The organism is Sphingomonas sp. CCH9-F2 (assembly GCF_001556735.1).
GTDB classification, from domain to species: Bacteria; Pseudomonadota; Alphaproteobacteria; order Sphingomonadales; family Sphingomonadaceae; genus Sphingomonas; species Sphingomonas ginsenosidimutans.
In genome coordinates, this window is the sequence record NZ_LSJO01000679.1 from 1 (window position 1) to 1,960 (window position 1,960).

The 1,960-nt window shown below is 68.0% G+C and carries 3 protein-coding genes; 1 reads left to right on the forward strand and 2 read right to left on the reverse strand.

The genetic code is table 11. From position 1 onward, the window contains the following. The coding region (locus AX685_RS19510) for an ATP-binding protein (RefSeq protein WP_231792317.1) at window positions 1-522 on the reverse strand (522 nt) is incomplete at its 3' end. Window positions 523-639: 117 nt separating this feature from the next. Between AX685_RS19510 and AX685_RS19515 the strand changes: the two genes are divergently transcribed. Next, on the forward strand, window positions 640-1,500 hold the full coding sequence (locus AX685_RS19515) for an outer membrane protein (RefSeq protein ID WP_066491744.1): 861 nt from the start codon (window positions 640-642) through the stop codon (window positions 1,498-1,500). Window positions 1,501-1,543: 43 nt separating this feature from the next. Here the strand turns inward: AX685_RS19515 and AX685_RS19520 are convergent. After that, window positions 1,544-1,960 (reverse strand): TorF family putative porin (locus AX685_RS19520; RefSeq protein ID WP_331710194.1); only part of this gene is annotated, 417 nt, incomplete at its 5' end.

The window sequence follows — 1,960 nt, forward strand, 5'->3', positions numbered from 1 at the left end:
GCGGCGGTTGGGCGCCGCGCCGACATTCTCCAACGGCCCCTGCGTGATCCCGCGCGCGAACCGCTGGCGATACAATTGCCGCTCGCGCGCGACCTCCACGACGGTATCCGACGACAGCGCATTGACCACCGATACGCCGACGCCGTGCAGGCCGCCCGACGTGGCATAGGCCTTGCCCGCGAACTTGCCGCCCGAATGCAGCGTCGACAGGATCACCTCCAGCGCCGACTTGTCGGGGAATTTGGGGTGCGGATCGACCGGGATGCCGCGGCCGTTGTCGACGATCGTCAGCCGGTTGCCCGGCTCCAGCGTCACCTCAATCCGCGTCGCGTGGCCGGCGACCGCCTCGTCCATCGCATTGTCCAGCACCTCGGCGGCCAGATGGTGCAGCGCGCGTTCGTCGGTGCCGCCGACATACATGCCGGGGCGACGGCGGACCGGCTCCAGCCCCTCGAGCACCTCGATCGACGAGGCGTCGTAGCTGGGGGACCCGGCGGTGGATGAGGCGAACAGATCGGACATGCGCCAGCTATAGGATGAGCCTGCGCAAACCCCAAGCGACGCCCAGCAACCATTCGTCACGCAACCTCGATCAAGCTGCGGTCGTTGCCCGCGCGCATATTCAGGGAGTTGTGAAGTATGAAGGCGTATCTTCTGGCCGCTGCCGCGCTGCTGGCCGCTACCCCTGCGCTCGCGCAGGAAATGAGCAACGGCGATCCGTCGGTCAGCAAGGGCTTTTCGGGCATCTACGTCGGCGGGGCCGGCGGCTATGACGTCCAGCCCAACGACGGCGGCTCGCGCATCCTGTTCGATCGCAACCTGGACGGCAATTTCAACGACACCGTGCTGAACGCCGCTGGCGCGAACGCCTTCGGCCCGGGCTTCTGCGGCGGCGGGGTCAGCGGGTCGCTGGGGCCGAACAACGGCGGCAACGGCTGCCGGAAGGATCGCGACAGCTGGGCGTATTACGGGCGCGTCGGCATCGATCAGCAGTTGGGCGCGCTGGTCGTCGGCGTCGTCGGCGAATTTGGCAAGTCGGAGATCAACGACAGCGTCACCGGTTTCTCCGGCACCCCGGCCAGCTATACCATGTATCGCGACATCGCCTGGGAAGCGGGCATCCGCGCGCGTGCCGGTTTCACCCCGAACAATTCGACGCTGTTTTACGGCACGTTCGGGCCCGGCTATGCTCGGATCAACCGCGAGTTCTCGACCACCAACACCGCCAACACCTTCACCGGGCGTGGTGATCGCAACCAGTTCGGTATCCAGGGCGGCGGCGGCATCGAGCAGCGGTTCGGCGACCATTTCTCGATCGGGATGGAATATCTTTACCACCAGTATCGCGACGACGATTATCGCGTCCGCGTCGGCGGGCCGGCCGGCACGCCCTTCACCAATGCGGCGAACGGCGGGACGGTGAACGGCACCGACCTGCGCCGGTCGGACCAGCAGTTCCGCTGGCACAGCCTGCGCGCCACGGCGGCGTTCCGCTTCTGACGATGACGGGGCGGCATCCCAATCGGGTGCCGCCCCGCTGCGTCTAGAAGCTGATTGCCGCGCGCGCCGCCAGCCGGTCACCGGCATGGCGCAGCGCCGCGAAGGGCGATGCAGCAACCGCGGCATCGTCGATATCGGTCCCCGTATACTCCAGCGTGAACGTCAGAGGCTCGGCGACATATTGCGCGCCGAGCGACCAGTCGGCGTAGCGCCCCGCAGGCCGCAGCCGTGCCGCCCTTACCGGATCGTCCACCGTCCCGCTCGACCGCCCGACCGCCGCGGTCAGCGTCACCGGCGTCGTCGGGATGCCGACACGCCCGCGCAGCGTCAGGTACAGATTGTCACCCCCGATCGCGGTCTGCGCCGGGGCGTAGCGCGCCTCAGCAGCGACTTGTGCCGGTCCCAGCGAGTAGCTGGCCCCGGCGCAGACCGCGATCGGGGGTGACAATCTGTACCTGAC

Bases quoted from the DNA above. Each gene is read 5' to 3' on its own strand.
- AX685_RS19515 (WP_066491744.1), top strand. From the start codon at position 640: ATGAAGGCGTATCTTCTGGCCGCTGCCGCGCTGCTGGCCGCTACCCCT.